Source organism: Bowmanella pacifica (genome assembly GCF_014645355.1).
Classification (GTDB): Bacteria; Pseudomonadota; Gammaproteobacteria; order Enterobacterales; family Alteromonadaceae; genus Bowmanella; species Bowmanella pacifica.
This window is the reverse complement of the sequence record NZ_BMLS01000005.1, coordinates 18327-36878: the sequence shown is the minus strand read 5'-3', so window position 1 is coordinate 36878 and position 18552 is coordinate 18327. Positions and strand designations below refer to the sequence as shown.

At 51.0% G+C, this 18552-nt stretch carries 15 protein-coding genes, 1 tRNA gene, 2 pseudogenes and 1 riboswitch; of the genes and pseudogenes, 4 read left to right on the top strand and 14 right to left on the bottom strand.

The features are described 5' to 3' along the window. Window positions 1-60 precede the first annotated feature (60 nt). Entirely contained in the window at window positions 61-1476 is a 1416-nt protein-coding gene (locus IEX02_RS14560; RefSeq protein WP_188696716.1) for a mannose-1-phosphate guanylyltransferase/mannose-6-phosphate isomerase, read from the top strand. 9 nt (window positions 1477-1485) lie between these two features. Continuing rightward, window positions 1486-2940 carry a phosphohexomutase domain-containing protein gene (locus IEX02_RS14555; RefSeq protein ID WP_308422506.1) on the top strand — a complete coding sequence of 485 codons (1455 nt, stop codon included), beginning with the start codon at window positions 1486-1488 and terminating at the stop codon, window positions 2938-2940. Window positions 2941-3124: 184 nt separating this feature from the next. Here the strand turns inward: IEX02_RS14555 and IEX02_RS20610 are convergent. The 8 genes and pseudogenes from IEX02_RS20610 to IEX02_RS14520 all read right to left on the bottom strand — a co-directional run. Then, a pseudogene (locus tag IEX02_RS20610) lies at window positions 3125-3353 on the bottom strand (methyl-accepting chemotaxis protein); the annotation flags it as partial. 315 nt (window positions 3354-3668) lie between these two features. Beyond that, window positions 3669-4769: pseudogene (locus tag IEX02_RS20605) on the bottom strand (PAS domain S-box protein); the annotation flags it as partial. A gap of 216 nt (window positions 4770-4985) precedes the next feature. Next, window positions 4986-6719 carry an arginine--tRNA ligase gene (gene argS, locus IEX02_RS14545; protein ID WP_188696708.1) on the bottom strand — a complete coding sequence of 578 codons (1734 nt, stop codon included), beginning with the start codon at window positions 6717-6719 and terminating at the stop codon, window positions 4986-4988. A 31-nt stretch (window positions 6720-6750) separates the two neighbouring features. Then, a complete protein-coding gene (gene prfC / locus IEX02_RS14540) occupies window positions 6751-8340 on the bottom strand; it encodes a peptide chain release factor 3 (protein ID WP_188696706.1) in 1590 nt (529 codons plus the stop codon). A 188-nt stretch (window positions 8341-8528) separates the two neighbouring features. Further along, window positions 8529-8981, bottom strand: coding sequence for a ribosomal protein S18-alanine N-acetyltransferase (gene rimI, locus IEX02_RS14535; protein WP_188696703.1), 453 nt, complete (start codon window positions 8979-8981; stop codon window positions 8529-8531). Continuing rightward, the gene (locus tag IEX02_RS14530) at window positions 8975-9481 is read right to left on the bottom strand and encodes a hypothetical protein (protein WP_188696700.1); all 507 of its coding nucleotides are present in this window, start codon (window positions 9479-9481) and stop codon (window positions 8975-8977) included. The genes rimI and IEX02_RS14530 overlap by 7 nt, the downstream gene beginning before the upstream one ends. A gap of 331 nt (window positions 9482-9812) precedes the next feature. Next, a tRNA-Trp gene (locus IEX02_RS14525) sits at window positions 9813-9889 on the bottom strand. Window positions 9890-10005: 116 nt separating this feature from the next. Further along, complete coding sequence (locus IEX02_RS14520) at window positions 10006-10725, bottom strand: HD domain-containing protein (RefSeq protein WP_188696697.1); 720 nt, start codon at window positions 10723-10725, stop codon at window positions 10006-10008. A gap of 148 nt (window positions 10726-10873) precedes the next feature. Here IEX02_RS14520 and IEX02_RS14515 point away from each other — a divergent pair, with 148 nt between their 5' ends. Further along, entirely contained in the window at window positions 10874-11236 is a 363-nt protein-coding gene (locus tag IEX02_RS14515; RefSeq protein WP_188696695.1) for a winged helix-turn-helix transcriptional regulator, read from the top strand. A gap of 3 nt (window positions 11237-11239) precedes the next feature. Here the strand turns inward: IEX02_RS14515 and IEX02_RS14510 are convergent, their stop codons facing one another. The 5 genes from IEX02_RS14510 to IEX02_RS14490 form a co-directional block, all read right to left on the bottom strand. Beyond that, the gene (locus tag IEX02_RS14510; RefSeq protein ID WP_188696691.1) at window positions 11240-12019 is read right to left on the bottom strand and encodes a phosphotransferase; all 780 of its coding nucleotides are present in this window, start codon (window positions 12017-12019) and stop codon (window positions 11240-11242) included. Next, on the bottom strand, window positions 12006-12620 hold the full coding sequence (gene pnuC / locus IEX02_RS14505) for a nicotinamide riboside transporter PnuC (protein WP_188696688.1): 615 nt from the start codon (window positions 12618-12620) through the stop codon (window positions 12006-12008). Before pnuC ends, IEX02_RS14510 begins: the two co-directional genes overlap by 14 nt. Continuing rightward, window positions 12620-12877 (bottom strand): hypothetical protein, encoded by a 258-nt coding sequence (locus IEX02_RS14500; protein WP_188696685.1) that lies wholly within the window; start codon window positions 12875-12877, stop codon window positions 12620-12622. Before IEX02_RS14500 ends, pnuC begins: the two co-directional genes overlap by 1 nt. 84 nt (window positions 12878-12961) lie before the next feature. Beyond that, window positions 12962-15043, bottom strand: coding sequence for a TonB-dependent receptor (locus tag IEX02_RS14495; protein WP_229702239.1), 2082 nt, complete (start codon window positions 15041-15043; stop codon window positions 12962-12964). Window positions 15044-15108: 65 nt separating this feature from the next. Then, a riboswitch (TPP riboswitch) is annotated at window positions 15109-15232 on the bottom strand. An 84-nt stretch (window positions 15233-15316) separates the two neighbouring features. Then, complete coding sequence (locus IEX02_RS14490; RefSeq protein WP_188696683.1) at window positions 15317-15904, bottom strand: DUF502 domain-containing protein; 588 nt, start codon at window positions 15902-15904, stop codon at window positions 15317-15319. 191 nt (window positions 15905-16095) lie between these two features. Here IEX02_RS14490 and IEX02_RS14485 point away from each other — a divergent pair, with 191 nt between their 5' ends. After that, window positions 16096-17577, top strand: a complete 1482-nt coding sequence (locus IEX02_RS14485; RefSeq protein WP_188696680.1) for a phospholipase D family protein — start codon at window positions 16096-16098, stop codon at window positions 17575-17577. Between the two features lie 44 nt (window positions 17578-17621). Here the strand turns inward: IEX02_RS14485 and IEX02_RS14480 are convergent, their stop codons facing one another. Further along, window positions 17622-18497: an MBL fold metallo-hydrolase gene (locus IEX02_RS14480; RefSeq protein ID WP_188696677.1), complete on the bottom strand. Its 876-nt coding sequence runs from the start codon at window positions 18495-18497 to the stop codon at window positions 17622-17624. Between the last annotated feature and the right edge of the window lie 55 nt (window positions 18498-18552).

Here is an 18552-nt window from a genome sequence, read left to right as displayed (position 1 = left end):
TATACCCCTTACCTCAAGCCGATGTTATGCTTATAAAAAAATCAATCTGGAAGATAATAAATGAAACCCATTGTGATGGCTGGTGGCACCGGCAGCCGGCTGTGGCCCAAATCCAGGGCAGCCTTTCCTAAGCAATTTTTAACTCTGACCTCAGAACACAGTATGTTGCAGGATACCCTCAGCCGCCTGACCGGAATTGAGCATGAAGCACCGGTGTTTGTCTGTAATGATGCACACCGCTTTATTGTGGCAGAGCAACTACTACAGGCAGGGATCCAACATGACGGTATCCTGCTTGAGCCCGTCGGCAGAAATACCGCCCCCGCTATTGCCCTGGCCGCACTGCATGCCACGCAAAATGGTGAAGATCCTGTTCTGCTGGTGTTGGCAGCTGATCACCTGATAGAAAACATCGCCGCCTTCCACGCCGCTATCCGGCATGCAGAATCACTGGCTAAGCAAGATAAGCTGGTAACCTTTGGCATAGTGCCAACCTGCGCCCATACCGGCTACGGCTATATTCGCCAGGGCAACGCCATTGAAAATAGTCAGGGCTACAGTGTGGCGGAATTTGTCGAAAAACCCGATCTTGCCACAGCGGAGCAATATCTGGCTTCAGGTGCTTATCTGTGGAACAGCGGAATGTTTATGTTTAAAGCCAGCCGCTATTTGCAAGAGCTTGAAAAACACGCCCCAGACATTCTGACTATTTGCCGCCAGGCCATCGCCAGCGAAAGCCAGGATCTCGATTTTGTGCGGGTAGATAGTGACATTTTTGCGGGTTGTCCATCTGATTCCATTGACTACGCCGTTATGGAAAAAACCCAGGACGCGGCCGTTATTCCCCTCGATGCCGGCTGGAGTGACGTAGGAAGTTGGTCTTCACTATGGGAAGTGCAGAAAAAAGATGCCAACGGTAACGTTGTGCGCGGTGATGCCATACTGGAAAACGTTCACAATAGTTACATTAACGCAGAGCAGCGCCTGATTGCGTTAGTGGGCATAGATGATGTGGTGGTAGTCGAAACCAAAGATGCCATTCTGGTTGCTCACAAGGATAAGGTCCAAGACATCAAAAAAGTGGTAGATACCCTGAAAGCCCAACAACGGCCAGAATTTGAATTTCATCGAGAGGTATTCCGCCCCTGGGGCAGCTACGACTCCCTGGATCAGGGCAGCCGCTTCCAAGTAAAACGTATTTGCGTCAAGCCGGGCGAGAAACTCTCGGTGCAAATGCATCACCACAGAGCAGAGCATTGGATTGTGGTGGCTGGCACCGCGCAGGTAACCTGTGACGATGAAACCTTCCTGCTTACCGAAAATGAATCTACCTATATTCCCATCGGGGCAGTCCACAGCCTGGAAAATCCCGGCAAAATTCCACTGGAGTTAATCGAAGTGCAATCCGGCTCCTATGTGGGCGAAGACGATATCGTGCGCTTTTCAGATCGCTACGGCCGTACTAAGCAAAGCTAAGGGCATATGATGCAATTGAGTTGTTTTAAGGCCTACGATATTCGCGGCAAGCTGGGTGAGCAGTTGGATGAAGCCATAGTCTATCGCATCGGTCGCGCCTTTGCTGAGCACCTGCAGGCTAAAAGCGTGGTGGTTGGCGGTGATGCCCGGCTGACCTCTGCACCACTCAAGCTGGCACTAAGTGCCGGTTTGATTGATGGCGGTGCCACCGTGACGGATATCGGCATGGTGGGCACAGAAGAAATTTATTTTGCCACCAGCAATCTTGGTCAGGATGGTGGCATAGTTGTCACCGCCAGCCATAACCCCATTGATTACAACGGCATGAAACTGGTAAGAGAAGGCTCACGCCCTATCAGTGGCGATACCGGCCTGTTTACTATTCAGGCCATGGCAGAGCGCTATGACGCTCAGATGGTTGAACAGGCCCTGCAACACTACGCTAAGACAGTGCAGGAATATGACTTTGAAGCAGGACAGGGCTTGATTGACCCGGCCAAACTGGCCGCTACCGGCCAGTATCTTGAGCAAAGCAACAAGGCGCACTTTACCGCGCACGTGCTGAGTTATATTAATACCCAGACACTGCGCCCGCTGAAACTGGTGGTTAACGCTGGCAATGGCGCAGCAGGGCCGGCCTTGGACAGCCTGGAAGCAGCGCTGAAACAAGCCGGGTGCCAAGTTGAGTTTATTAAAATCAACCATCAGCCGGATGGTACTTTTCCCCATGGCATTCCCAACCCTTTACTGCCTGAATGCCGTCAACAAACAACCGATGCCGTTCGTCTGCATCAGGCGGATATGGGCATCGCCTGGGATGGCGATTTTGATCGCTGTTTTCTGTTTGATGAAAAGGGTGAGTTTATCGAAGGCTACTATATCGTTGGGCTACTGGCTCAGGCCTTCTTGGATAAAGACCCCGGCGCCGCGATTATTTTTGACCCCAGGGTATATTGGAATACCGAAGACATTATCAAGCAGGCCGGAGGCCGTCCGGTAAAAAGTAAAACCGGCCATGCCTTTATCAAAGAACGAATGCGCAAGGAAGATGCAGTATACGGCGGCGAAATGAGCGCTCATCACTACTTTCGCGATTTTGCCTACTGCGATTCAGGCATGTTGCCCTGGCTTTTAGTGGCAGAGCTTATCTGCAGCAGTGGTAAACCCTTATCCCAATTGGTGGAAGAGCGGATTCAAGCCTTTCCGTCGTCCGGCGAAATTAACAGCATTGTAAAGGATGCCGATGCGACCTTACAGAAGGTACTAAGCCAGTATCAGGCTGATGCCATCGCGCTGGATAACACCGACGGGGTAGGTCTTGAATTTCCCGACTGGCGCTTTAACTTGCGCAAATCCAATACCGAGCCGGTTATTCGACTTAATGTCGAGTCAAAGCTGGATGTGGCACTGATGCAGGCCAAAACCCAGGAACTCCTGCAGCTTATCAATAGCGAGGCTGAATAACCAAGGGGAGGCAGCCCTCCCCTTGTTTCCCCCTGTTGTCAGCCATCTCTATACTGTCACAGCACCCATCTTTATGACTCCCCCCTTCGATTTAACACCTTAAGGGTATCTGACAGGCTGTTAAGCAAGGTTTGATTGGTACTGACCACCTGATTGATTTCACTGGCAGACTCACCCGCCTTAGCTGCCAGGTTACGCACCTCATCGGCCACAACCGAAAAGCCCCGCCCAGCATCGCCTGCACGGGCCGCTTCAATAGCCGCATTGAGGGCCAGTAAATTGGTTTGATCAGCAATAGCATTAATGCTTGCAACCATATGGTTAATGCGTTGCCCGGATTGAATCAACTCTTCCATGACTCTTTCGCTACTTTGCACCACCGCCTGACGCTCACTAACATCTGAACCATACATAATAACTTTGTGTGGCTCACCGGTTACCGTTCTAATCTGCCCAAAAGTGGACGCCACCATAAAGCACTTATCTTCCACCTTAATTTCTACATCCAATGAGACACGGTCTTTTTCTGCAAATCGCTTACGCTGATCAGCATTGAGATAAGTCGTCCAGGTGTCTAAGGCCTTGGCAAACACCTGATTACTTACGCCAAAGTGGCTACGGGGATAGTCATTTACCTCCAGTAAATGACCAGCATTATCCCATTCCACCAGCAAGTTGGAGCGACTGATCACCTCAAACCTGGTCTGATACTCCAAAGCCGCCGTTTTTACCACGCTGATATCGGCCAGGATGGCAATAAAACCACCGTGCCGCCCATCCTCATTCATCACCGGATTGCTGGTCACCGACACCCACAATGCGGAGCCATCGTGTTTATGTATTTCAAGTTCATCGTAAAATGCCGCCGGCTTAGACAGTTCATCAACAATACGCTGACGGGTTTTTTCATCGGTTCTTGGCCCCACCAGAATATCCCGGGTCAGTTGACCTATCGCATCCTTTTGCCGGTATCCCGTCATACGACAAAAACCGTTATTGACGTACAAAATCCGGCGCTCAACATCGGTAATGATCACGGCGTTATCAGTCTCGTTGGCTACCAAAGACAACAACTTAAATTCATCGCGCTTTTCTACTTCTGCGGTGATATCACTAGCAAACTTTACAATTTTCTGTAGGGTTTTATCCGGCCCATAAACTGGATTGTAGGTGGCGTGGATCCATACCGCTCGTCCCTCCTTGGTAATACGCTTGTATTCGGCAGTCTGGTAAGTACCACGCCGTAAGTTCTGCCAAAACTGCCGGTACGCTGGTGATGAAGACACACCTTGCTCTACAAAGATGGCGTGGTGCTTGCCTACAATGTCATCCAACTGATACCCCATCAGGCGCAGAAAATTTTCATTCGCGGTCAGAATGTTACCTTCCAGATCAAACTCAATAACCGCCTGGGCCCGCTGAATGGCTTGTAACTGCGATTCATAGTTGGCCCGCTGCAACACCTGTTCGGTGACATCAGTGGCAAACTTGATGATACGCTCAACCTTGCCTTTTCTGATGATGGGGGTGTAAGACGCCTGAATCCAAACGGGACGACCGGACTTAGTAAGACGTTTGAACTGTGCGGTTTGCGAGCGGCCGCTGCGCAGTTGTGCCCAAAAATCCTTGTATTCCTGGCTATCTACCTCTTGGTTATCCACAAAGATTTTATGGTGCTTGCCCTGCACCTCTTGTAACTGATAACCCATTAATGCCAGAAAGTTTTGATTGGCTGTCTCAATAGTTCCGTCTAAGGAAAACTCGATGACCGCCTGAGTTTGATGAATAGCACGCACAATATCGTCAGCATGACTGCGTCGAAACCACATAACGTTACCCTACTGATGGATTAAGACTGAAAGCTTTCGTTTTAACAATTAGTCAATAACAAAAGATTTGCAAATGGTCTATGTAAGAGGCTTGCGTGAAAGAGCGGATTACGCAAAACACCACCATGTGTATCAATCAACAAGACGGGGCAATGTAACGGACAAAAAAACGCCGGCAAATTGCCGGCGCGTTATACAGCGAAAAAAATGCGTTGTCTACATTTTATCCAGGGTATCTATACCCAGTAAATTTAAGCCGGTATGCAAGGTTTTAGCCGTCAATGCAGCCAACTGTAAACGACTGTTACGCACCTCATCTGCCACCCCTTCTTTCAAGATGGGGCAGGCTTCATAGAAGCTCATAAATTGGCTAGCCAAGTCATACAAATAGCCACACAGCACATGAGGTGTAGCATCGCGCTCAACCTGCAATATCGCTTCGATAAACTGGCTAAGTTGCAGCGCCAGGGCGCGCTCCTGCGGTGCCTGCAATTGAATTTTTGCCGTCAGGGCCTGCGCATCTACGCCCGCCTTGCGGAAAATGCTCTGAACTCTGGTATAGGCATACTGCAAATAAGGTGCGGTATTGCCTTCAAAGGCCAGCATACTGTCCCAACTGAACATATAATCTGTAGTGCGGTTCTTACTCAGATCAGCGTATTTAACGGCACCAATACCCACTTTCTGAGCAACCTGGCTCACCTCATCGGCGCTCAGACCACTGTCTCTAGCAGCAATCAACGCAGACGCCCGTTCGACCGCTTCATCCAACAGCTCTGCGAGCTTGACCGTGCCACCGGTGCGGGTTTTAAAAGGTTTACCGTCGCTGCCCAGCATCATGCCAAAGGGGCAATGTTCATAACTGGTTTGTTCACGGATAAAGCCGGCTTTACGGCCAACAATTTCGGTTTGTTTAAAGTGCAGCGCCTGACGGGCGTCGGTCAGGATCAAGATACGATCGGCATCCAGTTCGAAAGAACGATACTGCATGGCCGCCAAATCAGTGGTGGAATACAGATAACCCCCACCGGATTTTTGTACGATATAGACCGCCGGATTGCCTTCCTTATCAGCCAGTTCCTGAATAAACACCACCTGCGCACCCTGATCTTCCACCGCCAGCCCTTGCTCTTTTAAGGCACTGACAATACCTGGCAAACGATCGTTATAGGCACTTTCACCCATAATATCTTCACGCTTAAGGGTGACATTCAGCTTGCTATAAACCTCCTCAGAGTGGGCGATAGAAATATCCACAAACTGCTGCCAAAGCTTCAGGCACTGACTGTCACCGCCTTGCAGCTTAACCACATAATCCCTGGCGCGATCGGCAAAGCCCTGCTCTTCGTCAAAGCGTACTTTGGCGGCACGGTAAAACTCTTCGAGATCTGACAACGCCGTCTCGGCAACCTGATCCTGCAGTTGGTCACTAAAGTGGGCCAGCAACATACCAAACTGGGTACCCCAGTCACCCATATGGTTCTGGCGGATGACCTTATGGCCCATAAATTCCAGAATGCGCACCACGGCATCACCAATAATGGTGGTTCGTAAGTGGCCGACGTGCATTTCCTTGGCCAAATTGGGAGAAGAGTAATCCACTACCACGGTTTGCGCGGGCTCTTTGTCAATGCCTAAACGTGGATCCTGGGCGGCGTTATCCAGTTGGGCCGCCAACCAATCAGTACACAAGTGAATATTGATAAAACCCGGTCCTGCCACTTCCAGCTTACTGGCAATGCCATCCAGCTCTACCGCCGCAATAATCTTGTCGGCAATATCTCTAGGCTTTTGACCTAAGGTCTTGGCCAGCGCCATAGCACCATTAAACTGGTAATCACCAAATTCGGGTCGGGTACTGCGGGTCAGGGGCGCCTGCGCCCCTTGTGGAGCGCCCACGTTAGCCAATGCTTGCTTAAATTTATCCAGAAGGAATTCGTAAATATTCATAGACTTTGCAATCCTGTATCAAGGTGGCTAATTAGTGTTCGCGGGTCTTATGGAACTTAATATCCGGGTGACGCTCCTGCGCCAGGGATAAGTTAACCATAGTGGGGGCGATGTAAGTCAGGTTGTCACCACCATCCAGCGCCAGGTTTACTTCTGCCTTGCGACGGAATTCATCCAACTTACGTTCATCGTCACAATACACCCAGCGCGCCGTAGACACATTAACCGACTCGTAAATGGCATCAACGTTATATTCAGCTTTCAGTCTGGCTACCACCACATCAAACTGCAGTACCCCTACCGCCCCAACGATGAGGTCGTTATTGATAAGCGGCCTGAATACCTGCACAGCCCCTTCTTCTGATAACTGAATCAGGCCCTTTTGCAGTTGCTTTTGCTTGAGTGGATCGCGTAATCGGATACGTTTAAACAGCTCAGGGGCAAAGTTGGGAATGCCGCTGAACTTAAGCTTTTCACCTTCGGTAAAAGTATCACCAATCTGAATTGAACCGTGGTTATGCAGGCCGATAATATCTCCTGCAAAAGCTTCCTCCACCGCTTCGCGGTCCCCGGCCATAAAGGTCAGTGCATCAGAAATACGTACATCTTTACCGATGCGGGTTTGGTACAGTTTCATGCCCTTTTCATAGCGCCCCGAGACAATGCGGCAAAAGGCGATGCGGTCACGATGCTTAGGATCCATATTGGCCTGAATCTTAAACACAAAGCCGCTGAACTTTTCTTCTTCCACACTCACTTCACGCTCATCGGTCTGGCGATTTTGTGGACGGGGCGCCCACTTAACCAGGCCATCAAGCATATGATCCACACCAAAGTTGCCTAACGCAGTACCAAAGAATACCGGTGTCAGCTCGCCGGCTAAAAACGCTTCCTGTTCAAACTCGTGGGATGCCCCCATCACCAATTCCAGTTCATCCCGCAATTGGCCGGCCAATGAACTGCCTACAGCGGCATCCAGTTCGGGATTGTCCAATCCCTTCACCACGCGCACTTCCTGAATAGTGTGCCCATGGCCCGTCTGATACAGAATGCTTTCGTCGCGGTGGATGTGATAAACGCCTTTAAACTCTTTGCCGCAACCAATAGGCCAAGTGACAGGTGCACAAGCAATATTCAGCTCGGTTTCCACCTCATCCAGCAACTCCATTGGGTCACGAATATCCCGATCCAGCTTGTTCATAAAGGTCAGGATCGGCGTATCGCGCAGGCGGGTCACTTCCATCAACTTGCGGGTACGGTCTTCTACACCTTTGGCCGCATCAATAACCATCAAACAGGCATCAACCGCTGTCAGGGTACGATAAGTGTCCTCTGAGAAGTCTTCGTGTCCAGGCGTGTCCAGCAGGTTCACCAGGCAATCAGCATAAGGGAACTGCATCACAGAGGTAGTCACAGAGATACCCCGCTCTTTTTCCATTTCCATCCAGTCAGACTTGGCGTGCTGGTTTGAGCCACGCCCCTTAACGGTACCGGCTTTTTGAATGGCGTTTCCGAACAAGAGGACCTTTTCGGTAATGGTGGTTTTACCCGCATCCGGGTGCGAGATAATCGCAAAGGTGCGTCTTTTGTTCAGTTGTTCTAAATAAGCTTTGCTGGCCACGGGATTCTCTGCTGCTGTTTGACTGATATCAGACCGTTTGCTGGTACCGGCATCTGATTATGGCCGGGCAGAAACAGTTCAAAAACAAGGCGCGGATTGTAGCCTAAAGCGCTTGTAAAGTCGCCCATGACTAGTAGGAAATTAAGCGAAGTTGATGGCCTTTTGCTGCCAATAAGGAAGAAAGGCCCCTATCCGACCTGGCCCCAGCTCAGCTTCATAATCAGGGCGTCTTCTCGCCCATTATGGGTGGGGTAATAGCCCTTACGCCGCTCAATCAGCGTAAAACCATACTGCTCATACAGGCCGATAGCCGGCTGATTAGACGCTCGCACTTCGAGCCACACTTCTTCAATACCTTTTTGCCGGCATTGGCTGAAAAAATGTTCCAGCAGGGGTTTAGACAAGCCTTTGCCCCGCTTTGCACTGGCAATGCCAATATCCATCAGCGTGGCTTCCTGCAAAACCTGCAACCCCACATAGAAACCGGCCAGCTCGCCATTATCCTCCATTTGCCAGGCAAAGTACTGACCATCCAGGCAACTAGCGAAGGTTGCTTCAGACCAGGGGTGACTATGGCAGGCAAGCTGCAACGCAAAGGCAGGTTGATAATTCCCCTGGTTTAAGGGGCTAAAGGTCAGCATGCTTGCAAAAGCTGCCATAAATGGCGTTTAAGACGGCTATCTGCCACTAAAGCAGCAGGTGTTGGACAATAAAGGATATCGCCATCCAACTTAAGGGTATCGGCTACTTGCCAGCTAAGCGTCCGTTGCCCCTCGGGCCAGTTTAGGGCGCGCAACACATCACTGAATATGGGCTCCTTGTCTGAAACCCAGGTCGGCTCCGCCTTGGGTGCAGATTCTACGTTAGGCGCTAATACTGGCGGTTGCGCTTGGGTTGGGGCTGGCTCAGAGGGAGTCTGTACCGCCGGTACACTCCCCTGCATAGCTTGCTTCAGGCGAGCAATAGCCGACTCGGCATTAGCTCTTGGCGCTGGTTGCGTAACAGCCGCAGAGTTCTGTATTGGCGCAGGCTCTTGCATTGGCGTAACCACTTGCGCAGGTGCCTGCGTGTCACGTAGTTGCCACTGAACAATGCCCAGTTCAGTGAGTACCGCTTGTTGATAAGGAGTCAGTGTCGTCATAAGAGCGCTAGCTTACCACCTCAGCCAAAGTAGCGTCGACTGTTGTTGCATTGGAAACATCGCGCTTTGGAAGAACGTCAAAGTTTGTCGCGGCTTTACTGGCAGTAAAAAAAGCAAAAGCCCGTCACTAGGACGGGCTTTTCTGAATGCTGGCAGGGGCGGAGGGATTTCCTCAGGCGCATCCCTGCACCTGACCGCAAGCGGCGCTATCGCGGTACACTTTGCTCCTGGCAAAGATGTCAAACCCCAATGGGGGGTCTCGCCCCACCGCCACATTTCTTCGATACAGAAAAGCAAAAAGCCCGTCACTAGGACGGGCTTTTCTGAATGCTGGCAGGGGCGGAGGGACTCGAACCCCCAACCATCGGTTTTGGAGACCGCTGTTCTACCAATTGGAACTACGCCCCTGCAATGGAGGCCGCATTATACCCATGCCAAAGTAAAGGTAAAGCATTTATCTGCTTGTCATTTATCAAGTGCACAAATGTTGTACGCCTGGCCGTTGGCTCAAGTCAAGGCGTGGCCTAGCTGGCGTCCAGAGGATTACAAATCGCCAGCTGCGCAAAGCCACACTTGCCTAAGAAACCGGCGTGGCAGTTCGGGTGGTGTGGCAGCTTATGCATAGTGCCCACAATCTCCTGCTTAAATCCGTGCCGGGGATGATATTTGTGTACCCCGACCAATAAGTCTTGGGCAAATAAATGCCGGTTAGCACCAATGACATCCAGGGTTGCCCCGCGTTGTAACACCGCCGCTTCCGCCCAGGGCTGCTCAGGTTTTATATGGGGGTTTAAATGCAGACTAATACTCTCATAAGCGCGCCTCTGCCTTGCGGTATCATAGCCCGCCTGCGCCAAACGCTGCTGAGTATATCGCGCGCCAATCACCTGAAAGCCGGTGTTACTGCACTGTGCTGAATGTGGGGAGCATAAGCCAATATCATGCAGGAGGCTGCTTACCGCCAACAATTCACTGTCCACCTTAAGTTTATGATAACGGGCAAATAGCTGGGCAAAAAAGTAAGTGCGATAGCAATGTGCCAGTAAGGGTTGAGTGTAAAGCGCAGCCGCTTCCTGTTCGACTTGCCGGACCAACTGACTGTCAGGCATACAAAGCCAGTGGTCATCCACCTCACTTAGTACCGGCCTAAACCCCAGGCGAATCAGCAAGGCCGAATGCTGTTCAATACATTTGGCTTTTAACAGCAGCCCAAATAGCTGCACTTTATCCGGAAAAGACAACATGCCATTGGTCTTTTCACTCCACCTATAGCTCCCCAACATCACTTTCCACCGTCACTTGCATTTTGAAAGCGACAAAGTTTAGCAATTGTTACTTTCAAAATGCAAGTAAGACTTTTACAATTCAGCAACGCCTTATAACGAGAACAACATGAAACCTTGTCCACTGCACCAGGCCTTAAATGTGATTGGCGATAAATGGTCACTGCTGTTGTTGCGCGATTTGCTTCAGGGGCCTAAACGTTATTCTGCATTCTGTGAGCAAGAAGGGATCCCGACCAATATACTGGCCGCCCGCCTAAAACGTCTGCAGGAAGCGGGGCTTTTGACTAAACAGCCCTATCAGCAGCAGCCGGTGCGCTATGAATATCTGTTAACCGCAAAAGGCGCGGCTTTATTGCCAGCCATACAGAAGCTGGCCGAATGGGGCATGGCTTATACTGACAGTAGTACCCCGCCAGAGGCCTTCTTCAGCTTGACTGCCGCACAAGTGCAAAAGGCCCAGGCATCTTAAGAACTAAGAGCTTAAGGTCCCTTGAGCTAGGTGCCAGAGCTGATTGGTCAACCTGGCGATAGGTAACATTTGCTGAATCTCCTGCCAAAGCAGCTCGACAGACAACGCGCAAATTCTGGCATATTCGTCGCACAGTACCCTGCTCTGCGCATCGTTCAGTCCTTGGGCCAGGATACTGGACGCTAGGTCATAGGCCGGTGTCGACATGGCGGCATATTCCCAGTCCAGGCAAATGCGGGCAGGAGTCAGGCAAACATGGGCAAAGCTCAAATCATGATGACTGAATACCGGCTTTGGCAATGCCAGCCAGAGCTGGCTTGCTTGTGCGACATCGTCAAGCAAGGCTGGCGTTTGAATACTGCCCACCTTGATATAGTGTTGCCAGTCATCCACCAAAGGCAGATCGGCACATTGAATAGGCAAGGCATGAATGGCGGCAAGGCGCTGCGCCAAACAGTGCAGTTTCCCCTGAATATCCAGTGCGCTGCTGGCGAGATCTTCCAAATCCAGCCAAGCCTCGAGCATAAAATCGCCCGCCACTGACAAGTACAACGGCGTCGGTGCCATACCAAAACCAGCGATTTGTTGCTGTAAGGCATACTGGCGCTGGCGATCCTGACGATCGCCACCACCTTGGCAAAAGAGTTTCAAAAAGTAGCGGCCAGACCCACAGCGCAGACAGTAATTTTGATTAACCGTACCACCTGATAAGGCGGCCAGTTCAAAGTCGGCACCGATAAACGCCAGCCCTTGCAGTTCCTGACGCTGTTTAGCCGACAGCATGAGCGTCCTGCGCCAGATAACTGCTACGCCACTTCAGATAACCATACAAAGCAAAGCCCAGGTAGCCGACAAACAGCAGGGCGGTAAGATACAACCCCGTCTGCCAGTATAGCCATGCCGCCAGGCTGTTAATCACCAGCCAGTACAGCCAGTTTTCCAACACCTTTTGGGTTACCAGATAAGTGGTAAACAAGCTGAATACCGTGACCAGGGCATCGACGTACAGATGTTGATTGTTGAAATAGCCTTGCAGGCCCCAGCCAATCACCAAAGATAATGGCAGCAACACCACCACCGCCAACAGATGATAAGCATGGCTGCGGGTCTGCACCTTGCCCGGTTCATCGTCAGCCATGGCCCGCCAGTGCCACCAGCCATATACTGCCATCCCCAGATAATACACATTCAGCAGAGTTTGCAGTGGCAGCGTATGGGCCCAGAACAGCCAGCTGTAGATACCGGTACTGACCAAGGCGCAAGGCCAACACCAAATATTTTGCCGCGCCGCCAGCCACACATAACCAATGGCCAGTACCACCGCCAGTAGCTCCCAGTAAGACTGCGCCGCCCATTGCTCAGACAGGGTGTGTAACAAATCCATTAACGACCGCTGCCCATGGCGTCGCCGTTTAGAAACTTACACACAAAAATGGCCTGACCGATTTCCTGGTGGCTGCGCTGCATCTCTTTAGCCAGGATTTCCATGGTAGGCAGATACTCGCCACTGATACGGGTGCTGGTGGCACTGGTATCAATTTCCAGCTCAGGGTATTGGTTAATACGGTCAATAAAGGTCTGAATCGGCGCGATGTATTTGTCGGCCAGAGGATACAGGGAAATTTCAGCAACCAGTTTCATAAATTCACTCCAATAATAGGAGGAGGTTAGACCTCCTGAACGCCAGCCTGGCAACATCCCGGCTTCCCTGCCGGGCACATTAGATTAAAACAAGTAATCGAGACTTATGCCCAGCATCCGGCCATCGCCCAGCTGGGTATAAAGCTTGGACTTACTTTGGTCGTAGCCATCTTCGGGTTCATTATTAAAGTAGAAACCGCGCACATGATATTCGCGGTCAAACAGGTTCTGCCCCCACAAAGACAAACTCCAGTCACCCTGCTGCCAGCTCAAACGGCTGTGCACCAGCACTTGTGAACCAGCTTGTTCATTATGTCCGTCCGAGAAGTAGAACCCGTCCTTGCCGTCGGCTTCCAAATGCCAGTGCCAGTCATCGGTCAACTGCCAGTCCATGCCGACATTAAAGGTGTAGCGCGGGGATTGCGCCTGGTCGCGCTTATCAACAAACTCCCCTTTGGCATTGGTGTATTCTTTAAAGCTGGCGTGCAGCCACCCCAGGTTGGCATACAGCCCCAGGCTGTTATTCAACTGCCAGCGGCTTTCCACTTCCAGACCATAGTTAGTGCCGATATCGGCATTGGCAATAATGTCGATAAACTCGGCCGCCTGGCCACTGGAGGCCACTAACTCATAGTCACTCACCTGGGTATCTTTACGTTGCATATAGAAACCTGCTACCCGTAAGGTCAGATCGCCTTCGGCGCTGGCGCCTTTTACACCCAGCTCGTAGTTCCAGTTGTACTCAGGCGCATAGTTACGACGGCTGCTGCTTACCTGGTCATCAACATTAAACCCGCCCGCCTTATAGCCGCGGCTGATACCAGCGTACACCATGGTTTGCTCGCTAACCTGGTGATCAAGCACTAGCTTACCGCCCAGCATGTCGTCGCTGACACTGGCGACAAAACCATCCGAGTCCAGATAATCAATCTCAAAATGATCGTATCTGAGCCCCACTGTCAGGCGGGTTTTGTCATTCAGTTGGCTGATAGTTTGACCGTATAAGGCCTGGTTGTCCGGCTGATAATCACTGCGGAAAATACCATCCAGATAGTCATATTCACGGGTCAGCACTTCGTCCACTTTCTTGCTGTAGGCACCCACCACCCATTCGGTGGTGTCGTTAAACCACTTGGATGTAGCAGAAGACGCCAGACGCAGCTCCAGACTGTGGGTATCACGTTCACGGGCGTAAGCGTCAAACGCGGTATAGCCACCAGGATAGTCATCATACAACCAGTCGTCGTCATAGCCGTATTGCATCTCGGAGTCAGACCAACTGCCGATGGCACTTAAGGTTGCCCAGTTCAGTTGCCAGTCGGCTTTAAGGCTCAGTGCATGAGTTTGCTGACGGTCATACCCCGGCTGATCGGAGCGGGTTTTACCGTCGTTAGTCTGGGTAAAGGCGTCATAGCCGTTATCAATATCAAAATACTGATAATTAAGGGCCAAGGTCAGGTTGTCACTGGCCAGATATTTCAGCTTAAGCCTGCTGGTCAGCTCATCGCGATTACCTGTGTCGTCACGGCCCAGATATTGGTTTTCAATAAAGCCGTCACTTTTGTACTGCTGGGCCGCCACACGATACAGCAACTTATCGCTAAGTTCGCCGCCATGAGCAAAACCGGCAGACCAGGTGTTATTCTCAGCCAGGCTCAGACTAACTCGGCTAGGGCTGTCATTCCCCGCTTCCATGGTCTGGATTTTTATCACGCCAGCCAGGGCGGCGGCGCCAAACTCGGTGGCTTGCGGGCCTTTCAACACCTCTACCTGCTGAACATCAAATAGCGTGCCCACCGCCGCAATGCCGGAAAAATCCATATCATCAATGACAACCCCAACCGATGGATTAATCGGCTCGGCAAACTGACTGCGCTCGCCAATGCCGCGAATTTGCACGAAGCGACCACGGGACGCGCCGCTGGCAAAGTTGACATTGGGCGCCACACTCAGAATTTGCTCTAGATGCTGGGCCTGACGGGCGGTGATTTCATTCTGGCCCACCACGGAAATGCTGGCCGGCACATTTTGCAGGTTGCGTACGGCAAAATCCGAGGTCACCACAATGTGTTCTACGGCCTGCAATTCGGCATTGGTTTCTTCGGCCATCACAGGCAGACATGCCAGCGCTACGGCCAGGGACAAGTAAAGGTATTTAGTTTGCATTGGATCTTCTCATCACAGCAGGAAAAGATCCGGGGTAACGGCAGGTCAATGGGACAAAATCTGGAGGAAAACCTCGTAACCATTCCTACGCCGGTATTATCCGGATCAGGTGTAAGGGTTTGTGCTGATATCACAGCAACATCTCAGCCGTCTCTCCGGTTAGGGAGGTGGGCACCCCTTGGCTTTGGCTCTTTAGTCGAGCCGGATTGAATTGTAACAGGGCAAGCCGACCTTTGCCTAGGCAAGAAAGCGGCCTTACCTATAGCAATTTGGTTATGACTTCTTGTTCTTCGCCTGACTAATGTGCGCCGTCAGCACCTGTTGCATGGCTTTTTGTACCGGCATATCCAAAGGCTCACAGCGACTGCGTGGTAAATACAGCAAATGCCCGCCCACCTGATAACTCAGCGGCACATACACAGCAATAATGTCGTCGTCACCGGCGAAATCGATTTGTTCATTGGTTACGAAACCAATCATGCGGATATCTTCGTGCATGGTGACCAGCACCACTTTTTGCAGTTCGTCCTGACTGGAACCAGAGAACAACTTCAAAATATCTTTGGCACTGCCATACAAGGTTTTTACCAAAGGAATACGTTCCAGCACCGACTCAAACCACTGAAACAGATGCTTAACCAGATATAACTGAACCAGAATACCGAGCAGGAAAATAATCACCAGGCCGGATACCACGCCCATTCCCGGCACATACCAGCCCTGGGGCAGCAGATAACTTAGCGGCACACTGAGCAAGGATTCAGACCAGTTAAAAAACCAGTATAAGGCACCGAAGGTAATTGCCACCGGCAGACTGAACAACATACCGCGGGCAAAAATCTGTGAAACAGACGATTTCATAAGTAGCCTAATGCATTCCCAAAGGCAGGCAATGTATCATCGGTCTGTGACAAATCAACAAAACGGTTAATAAATCTATTGGGAAGCACCCCGAATCCCCGTCACTAACGGCGCCCGGCATTGACCCTGAAGATTTTAACTGTTAGACCAGATACCACTTACACCGCTGGTTAGATTGAATGAATAGGCTGATGCTACTAATTTGTATGACTCCCCTTGCCGCGTGCCAATCCCCGCCACAGCTAGCTCCCTCACCACCGAGCATGGCCATGGCGGCGCCGGATGAAGGGCCTTTGGCGGATCCCATCAAAGTATTAAGCCGCCAAGCGCCACAATCCACCGGCGTCTACCCGTTAACCACCAGCCAGAGCGCATTGGATGTCAGGCTGGCGCTGATTAACAGCGCCATGGTCAGTGTCGATCTGCAGTACTATATTTTCCGTGATGATCTGACCAGCAAAATGATCGCCAAAGCCTTACTTAAGGCTGCCGAGCGCGGTGTTCGGGTTCGCCTGCTGCTGGATGATTGGCAAAAACGTAGCGATCATAATTTGCTTAGCTTAGACAGCCATCCGAATGTACATGTCAGGCTCTTCAACCCGGTTTACAACAGAGCATTTCGAAATCTGGCCATTTTGTTCAATCTCGACCAGCAAAACCGTCGTATGCATAACAAGTCCCTCACCGTAGATAGCTTGATCTCCATCGTCGGTGGGCGGAACATTGGTGATGAGTATTTACTGAATAATGCCAACGTCATTTTTGGCGACCTGGATCTCACCGCTATCGGGCCAGTGGTTCAACAAATCAGTCAGCAATTCGATTTGTACTGGAACGCGCCTTTGAGTGCAGATATTGCAGGTCTGGCAACTCGTCGTTCACGCCACACTGAAACCCTACAAAGTTGGCAAGCTATGCTCAAGCAGCAGCTTGATAGCCCTGTAACGGCCCTGGATTCAGATACCATAAGGCAACTGCAGCAAGCGTCAGCCTGGTACTTTGGTGAAGCAGAGCTGTTTTTTGATCACCCGGGCAAAATCAGCAGGAATGCCCCCACATCGCAAATGCTTCACCAGATAGGTGCGGTTATCAGTAAAACCCAATCAAGCTTGCTGATCATCTCGCCCTATTTTATTCCTTCCCAAAGCGGTACAGAGGCCCTGATAAAAGCGGCAACGCAAGGTATCGATATCACCATAGTGACCAATTCCCTGGCATCTACCGATGTGTTTGCCGTGCATGGCTGGTATGCACATTATCGTAAAGCCCTGCTTAAGGCTGGCATCACCTTATGGGAGATCCGCGTCAATCCCATCGATAAGCCTAAAACCCGGCTCTCCGGTAGCAGTCGCACTAGTCTGCATGCAAAAACCTTTGTGATAGATAACCAGGAAGTGTTTGTTGGCTCATTTAACTTTGATCCCCGCTCCGCCAACCTTAATTCAGAGATGGGTATCTTTATTCATCAGCCAACCCTTGCCAGTCTGGTCGGCGAGAACATCGGCACTATACTGCCGGCGCTTGCTTACAAAGTGCAATTGACAGACAAAGGTCAGCTTATCTGGCTGGATCTTGCCAATGACAGATGCTTGAACAGCGAACCCGACGCCTCGCTTCTGCGCCGCTTTGGCGCCTGGCTATCTGGCATATTGCCGATTGAGTCGATTCTCTAGTCTGGTATCAAAGGCCCGGCTGATAGTCAGTCGGGCCTTTACACTTAATGACTGGGACGTCCTAACAAGTTAACCGGTACTTTTAAGTAGACCTGTCCATTGTCTTCCGCTGCTGGCCATTTTCCGGCCCGGATATTGACCTGAATACTGGGCACAATCAGGCGCGGTACAGCTAGCGTGGCATCGCGAGTTTGACGCTTATGCACAAAATCTGCCTCACTGGTTTCACTGCTGATATGGATATTGTGCGCTTTATGCTCGGCTACTGTTGCCATATAAGCCAGCGCACGACCTTCTGGCTGATAGTCATGTCCGACATAAATACGCGTATCATCACCGAGCGCATAAAGCTTTTGCACCGAGTGATAAAGTAGCGCTGCGCTTCCACCTGGAAAGTCACAACGCGCCGTGCCCGCATCCGGCATAAACAGGCTGTCTCCCACAAAGGCGTTGCCGTCAATGACGTAACTCAAACTGTCGTTAGTGTGCCCGGGCGTTGCCAACACTTGTCCTTGAATATCGCCAAGGAAGAAATGATCACCTTCACTAAACAGATGGTCAAAATCACTGCCGTCGGTTTGCAAACTGTCGTGCAAATTAAATATTCCCTGGAAGGTATGTTGCACCTTGGCAATGCCCTGGCCAATGGCAATTTTCCCACCCAACTGACTTTTGAGGTATTGGGCGGCAGTTAGATGGTCGGCATGAGCATGGGTTTCCAAGATCCACTTCACTCGCAGATGCTGCGTCTCAACATAGTCAATCAGGCTGTCTGCAAAAGCTGTTTGGCTGCGCCCGGATGCGTAGTCAAAGTCCAGAGCCGGGTCAATGATGGCCGCCTCAAGGCTATGTGGATCATGAATGACATAAGTCAGGGTTGAACTGTCCTGATGAAAAAAAGTTTCCACATGCAGTGTCATGATAAATCACTCCCGATGAATATTTCGCCTTGAACTTTAGCAAAACACGAAATAA

What these genes read in the sequence shown, in the direction of transcription:
- rimI (WP_188696703.1), bottom strand. Translation starts at nt 8,981, where the DNA reads ATGCTGACCTTTAGCCCCTTAAACCAGGGGAATTATCAACCTGCCTTT.
- pnuC (WP_188696688.1), bottom strand. Translation starts at nt 12,620, where the DNA reads ATGGATTTGTTACACACCCTGTCTGAGCAATGGGCGGCGCAGTCTTAC.
- IEX02_RS14510 (WP_188696691.1), bottom strand. Translation starts at nt 12,019, where the DNA reads ATGCTGTCGGCTAAACAGCGTCAGGAACTGCAAGGGCTGGCGTTTATC.
- IEX02_RS14560 (WP_188696716.1), top strand. Translation starts at nt 61, where the DNA reads ATGAAACCCATTGTGATGGCTGGTGGCACCGGCAGCCGGCTGTGGCCC.
- IEX02_RS14485 (WP_188696680.1), top strand. Translation starts at nt 16,096, where the DNA reads ATGCTACTAATTTGTATGACTCCCCTTGCCGCGTGCCAATCCCCGCCA.
- IEX02_RS14515 (WP_188696695.1), top strand. Translation starts at nt 10,874, where the DNA reads ATGAAACCTTGTCCACTGCACCAGGCCTTAAATGTGATTGGCGATAAA.
- IEX02_RS14555 (WP_308422506.1), top strand. Translation starts at nt 1,486, where the DNA reads ATGCAATTGAGTTGTTTTAAGGCCTACGATATTCGCGGCAAGCTGGGT.
- IEX02_RS14500 (WP_188696685.1), bottom strand. Translation starts at nt 12,877, where the DNA reads ATGAAACTGGTTGCTGAAATTTCCCTGTATCCTCTGGCCGACAAATAC.
- IEX02_RS14530 (WP_188696700.1), bottom strand. Translation starts at nt 9,481, where the DNA reads ATGACGACACTGACTCCTTATCAACAAGCGGTACTCACTGAACTGGGC.
- IEX02_RS14490 (WP_188696683.1), bottom strand. Translation starts at nt 15,904, where the DNA reads ATGAAATCGTCTGTTTCACAGATTTTTGCCCGCGGTATGTTGTTCAGT.
- IEX02_RS14520 (WP_188696697.1), bottom strand. Translation starts at nt 10,725, where the DNA reads ATGTTGTCTTTTCCGGATAAAGTGCAGCTATTTGGGCTGCTGTTAAAA.
- IEX02_RS14495 (WP_229702239.1), bottom strand. Translation starts at nt 15,043, where the DNA reads ATGCAAACTAAATACCTTTACTTGTCCCTGGCCGTAGCGCTGGCATGT.
- argS (WP_188696708.1), bottom strand. Translation starts at nt 6,719, where the DNA reads ATGAATATTTACGAATTCCTTCTGGATAAATTTAAGCAAGCATTGGCT.
- IEX02_RS14480 (WP_188696677.1), bottom strand. Translation starts at nt 18,497, where the DNA reads ATGACACTGCATGTGGAAACTTTTTTTCATCAGGACAGTTCAACCCTG.